Source organism: Agrobacterium sp. 22094, assembly GCF_052046015.1.
Classification (GTDB): domain Bacteria; phylum Pseudomonadota; class Alphaproteobacteria; order Rhizobiales; family Rhizobiaceae; genus Agrobacterium; species Agrobacterium cavarae.
In genome coordinates this window covers 1-440 of record NZ_JBQEPX010000024.1, presented here as the reverse complement: position 1 = coordinate 440, position 440 = coordinate 1, and the positions used below count along the sequence as shown (strand labels likewise).

Below are 440 nucleotides of genomic sequence, written 5' to 3'. Positions count from 1 at the left end.
GGACTGTCGAGGAAGTGTGTGTGGCGTTGCGCCGACGACAGAACGCCCGATGCCTCGCGATCGGACTTGCCCAGATGCCGGTTGGCGGCACGCGCTATCAGACCATCACAACGGTCGCTCTCCTGCATCCGTGTCAGCAGATCGGCAAATGCCTTTGGCGGTCTTGTCAGATAGTCGCGCAGCGTTGCCGGATGACGAAGATGCGGTGGTTCGCTGGCAACCACCATCATGATCAAACCGGCAATCAATGCCCTGGCTTCCTCGTTCCAATGTACGTCACCGGAACTCCCCGGCTCGTCATAAACCAGAGCGTCGGCAAGCGTGCCAGCATGTTCGGCGATATCGACATCATTGGCATCGAGATGCGCAAACGGATTGAAGCAGGAGGATGGCCGATCTGTCACCCCGAACGGATCGAGTACATGCAGTGCTCCAAAGCC

Annotated in this window: 1 protein-coding gene; it reads right to left on the bottom strand. The window is 58.6% G+C overall.

What is annotated here, in order from left to right; translation table 11 throughout:
- Positions 1-440: type IV secretory system conjugative DNA transfer family protein (locus ACTJK5_RS23015; protein WP_440613319.1), on the bottom strand; the 440-nt coding region annotated here is incomplete at both ends.